The organism is Streptomyces sp. NPDC049577 (assembly GCF_040675635.1).
Taxonomy (GTDB): Bacteria; Actinomycetota; Actinomycetes; order Streptomycetales; family Streptomycetaceae; genus Streptomyces.
This window is the reverse complement of record NZ_JBFAPH010000481.1, coordinates 1-3,595: the sequence shown is the minus strand read 5'-3', so window position 1 is coordinate 3,595 and position 3,595 is coordinate 1. Positions and strand designations below refer to the sequence as shown.

The following is a 3,595-nucleotide window of genomic DNA, read 5'->3' as shown; positions in this document are numbered from 1 at the left end:
GCCTGACGGCCGACGTGGTACCGCATGGTGGCGTGCAGCAGACGGATCTTCTGCGCCGAGCGCAGCCCGTGTCCCCGCGGCTCCAGCCCCCCGTCGTCGAGGACGTCGACCACGAACTGCGAGGTCTCCATCAGCCTTCGGTACACCCCCGAGGTCAGCCGCTGCGAACGTGCGAGCACCTCGGCCCCGTCTCCGCAGCCGTAGCACAGGGGGAGGGAGCCGCACAGCAGCGTCGAGACGACCAGCGCCTCGTAGCGGCCCAGCAGCGCGCGACCGCGTTCGATCAGCTTCGGATCGGCCCACTCGGGCAGTACCGAGCTCAGTTCGAAGTAGCTCTGGAGCCGGGGCGGCAGGCCGGCGGGCGGCACGTCGCTGTTCCTGCCGAACGCGCTCAGCGCCTGCCGTACCTCTTCCTGTCTCCCCAGCTCGTAGATCTCGGCGATCGCGGCGTCGCCCGCCGCATCACCGGTCCCACGCATCCGGTCCAGCACCTCGTCCGTCCACGCACCGGCAGGCATCTTCTGCCTCCTCGAAGTAGTCACGAATGAAGCCCACCTCTACCAGTCCGGAGAGGGCACCGGCGAGAGCAACACTCATACGGGGAGCGGCGGGGCGTGCGGCCTCGGCCTTCGGTGGGCTGGACGCTCCGGCCCCGCCACCCGCCCGCGGCCGCCGGCGGGCGCCCTTCACGCGTCCTCTCCCGCCGCGGCCGCTGCCCGGTACGCGGCGGCTTGCAGGGTGAACATCTGCCGGTACTCGCCCGGTTGACCGTCCGCGGCGGTGTGTGTCATGAGGTCCCGGTGGGTGCCGGACTCGATGATGCGCCCGTCGCGGAAGACGTAGATCACGTCGCACTCGGTCACACTGGCCAGCCGGTGGGAGATCAGGACGGTGATGCGGTCCGGCCGGCGCCGCCCGTGGAGCACTGCCTCGTAGACCGCGTGTTCGGCGCGGGCGTCCATGCTGGCCGTCGGCTCGTCCAGCACCAGCACCGCGGCATCCTGGTACAGACCCCGGGCCACGGCCACCTTGGCCCAGTTCCCGCCCGACAGTTCCTGTCCGTTCTTGAAGCGCTTGGACAGCGGGGTGGCCCACTGCTGCGGCAGGCCGGCGATGACGCGGTCCGCCCCGGACTCGGTCACGGCCGCGAGGGCCCGCCGCGGGTCGGCCTCGGTGATGGTCCCCGCGCCGATCGTGACATTGGCCAGCGCCGACAGCGGCCAGGCGACCGGGTCCTGGAGAACCATGGCGACCTGGGCCTGAATGCTCTCGGCGTCGACCTCCCGCACCTCCACGTCGTCCCAGCGGATGGTGCCCTCGGTCGGCGTGTACAGCCCTGCCAGGAGCTTGGCCATCGTCGACTTGCCCGACCCGTTCGCCCCGACGAACGCCACCGTGGATCCCGCCTCCAGCGTCATCGACACCCCCCGCAGCGCGGCCCGGCCGGCCTCCGGATACGTGTAGTGGGCGTCGGTGACGGTGATGGTCTTCACCCGGTCCGGCAGGCGCCGTCCCGTACGGTGCGGTTGCAGGGCGCGGCAGCGCTCCAGGTGCCGCTCGAGGTCGTCGATCCACAGGGCGTGCTCGTAGATCTGGTGCATGGCCAGCACGACACTCACCAGCGTGCCACGGCTGGCGCGGATCGCCAGGAACGCGCCGCCGCCCGCAGCCAGCGGCAGCCGGCCCGTCGCCGTCATCCACCCCAGCACCGCATACGTGGCACCGACCGTCAGGCCGCCCACCGCCCGGCCCCACAGCGAGACGTTCGCCTCCTGCCGCCCCAGCCGGGCGTCCTCCTCCTCGATGCGCCGGGCGAAGCGCTCGTGCTCCTCCAGCAGTGCCTCCTGCGCCGTGGAGGCGCGCACCTCCGGAGCCGAGTCGCGGTCGAGAAGGAGCCAGGTGAACAGGCGGATACGGCGCTGGAGGGTGCTGTAGCGGCTGTGGGAGAGGAACTGCGCGCGTGCCGAGCGCACCGCCGCGTATCCCTGGGGAACCACGGACAGCACCAGAAGGGGCAGCAGCACGGGGTGCAGGACGGCCAGGACGCCGGCGGCCCCGATCAGGCCGAGTACGGCGTGCGCGAGCTGGATCAGCTGCGGCACGGCCTGGCGCATGTAGTACAGGCCGCGGTCGTTGGCCTTGTTGGCCTCGTCGGCGAAGGCGGCATCGTCCACCGCCTCCAGGCGCACATGGCAGTTGAGCCTCAGGAATTCCAGCTCCACCGCGCGCCGGACCTTCGGTGTGAGCGCCGCCTGCCCGCGCGCGACACCGAAGTCGAGCAGGCCCTGCGCCGCCATCAGGCCGGCGACCAGCGCGAGGGAGGGAAGGGCGTGCTGAATGCGCTCGGAGGTCGCGCCCTGGGCGAAGAGCGCCGAGAGCACGCGCACCGAGGCCAGCAGCCCGAACGCGCTCATCATCGACGATCCCAGCTGCAGCACCACGACCACGACGGTGGCCCGCGCATCGGCCCGGTAGGCCAGACCGAGCACCCTGCGGCAGATGGCCGGAAGCCGGCCGAGAATCCGCCACACACTGGTGCGGGCGGCTTCACCGTCCCACTGCATCCAGTACGCGCTCTTCAGCTCGTCGCCGACCTCCTCACCCTCCGGAGCCGCCGCGGCCCGCGCCGGAGGCAGCGGCAACAGCACACCCCGGCGCGGGCCGGGCACCTCCGTCCGGCTCCCCGGCTTGTTGTCGCCCGCGTTGTCGTTCGCGTCACTCATCGACGATCCCCCTCACCCTCGTGCCATGGACACCTCCGGCGTGGGCAACTCCCACGCGAGCGCGCCGGCCGTGCCGGGGAAATGGGTCAGCGAAGCCAGCCCACATCCGTGTACGGCCAGCCGTGCGCTATGCCCTCCAGCGCCGCGACCGTGTACTCCACCGTCGGCTCGGGAAGCGTGTGCAGTGGCCACCACTGCCACTTCACGCACCGGTCCGGCTCCATCACGCGCGGCTCGCCGTGCCACCGGTGCACGCGGAAGAACAGCTGCAACCGGGGCACGGTGTTCTCGGCGCCGAGAAGATGGACGGTGTGCACAAGCTCCAGGTCGGGCTCGTGCACCGTGACACCGAGCTCCTCACGGGCTTCCCGCACGGCGCAGGCCCGTGCGCTCTCCCGCTCCACGTGCCCTGCGGGCACATGCCACACATTCGCCGCGAACAGCGCGTCCGGGGGGCGCAGCCCCAGCAGGACGTGACCGTCCCGCTCGAAGACCAGGTGTGCGCCGAGGACGTTCGGCAGGAACGACATGGGGTCTCCTCTCTGGTGCAGGGCCCGCGGCCCGGCCATCGGTATGGGCGCATCGACGTGCTGCCGGCCCGTTCACGGGCCGTCACCAGCGGCATGCGCCGGGATCATGATGGTGGTGTAGAGGGCGCCGGCGACGAAGTTGTGCAACACGGCACGGGTGTAGGGGTGGCAATCGGGAGGCGGGGCACCGGGATCGACCCAGAACAGGCCGGTGTGGGAGGGCTCCCTGTTGTACGGTTCGCCCTCCCAGCGCCGGGCGGTGAAGGCCACACCGATGCGACGCCGTCCGTCCGCACCCAAGCAGTGGACCAGCTGACAGAACTCCAGGTCCGAGGGCAGGAC

The 3,595-nt window shown here is 71.5% G+C and carries 2 protein-coding genes and 2 pseudogenes; all 4 read right to left on the bottom strand.

All coding sequences use genetic code 11. The annotated features are described in order from the left end of the window. Positions 1-518, bottom strand: a pseudogene (locus AB0K09_RS31370) (DUF2236 domain-containing protein); the annotation flags it as partial. A gap of 168 nt (positions 519-686) precedes the next feature. Next, positions 687-2,723 (bottom strand): ABC transporter ATP-binding protein, encoded by a 2,037-nt coding sequence (locus AB0K09_RS31365; protein WP_366068789.1) that lies wholly within the window; start codon positions 2,721-2,723, stop codon positions 687-689. A gap of 86 nt (positions 2,724-2,809) precedes the next feature. After that, positions 2,810-3,253, bottom strand: a complete 444-nt coding sequence (locus AB0K09_RS31360; RefSeq protein WP_366068788.1) for an NUDIX domain-containing protein — start codon at positions 3,251-3,253, stop codon at positions 2,810-2,812. A 72-nt stretch (positions 3,254-3,325) separates the two neighbouring features. Continuing rightward, positions 3,326-3,595, bottom strand: a pseudogene (locus tag AB0K09_RS31355) (NUDIX hydrolase); the annotation flags it as partial.